Annotated in this window: 1 protein-coding gene; it reads left to right on the top strand. The window is 65.8% G+C overall.

Going from position 1 to position 416, the window contains the following annotated elements:
- Nucleotides 1-416: VCBS domain-containing protein (locus tag AC1DQM_RS29940; protein ID WP_477747278.1), on the top strand; the 416-nt coding region annotated here is incomplete at both ends.

Genomic DNA, 416 nt, shown 5'->3' on the forward strand with positions numbered 1-416 from the left:
ACTGGAACCTACGGCTCGATCGCCGTCGACGGCAGCGGTCAGTGGACTTACACCTTGGCCAACGGCACCGACGGTGTCGCCAGTGCCGTGCAATCGCTGCAGGCCGGCGAGAGCCATGACGAGGTGTTCAGCATCCAGGTCAGCGATGGCCTCGGCGGCGTCGACACCCAGCAGGTGACCGTGACCGTCACCGGCAGCAACGATGCGCCSGTGCTCAGCTTCGCGAGCGGCAATGAGGTGGGTGCGGTGCAGGAAGACACCACCCTCAGCGTCAGCGGCCAGTTCAGCTCGAGCGACATCGACCATGCGGCCACCGCCACCTGGAGCATTGCCGGGTCCAATACCGGCAGCTACGGCTCGATCGCGGTGGACGGCACCGGTCAATGGACCTACACGTTGGCCAATGGCACCGATGG

It is taken from the genome of Pseudomonas sp. 01L34 (assembly GCF_056400265.1).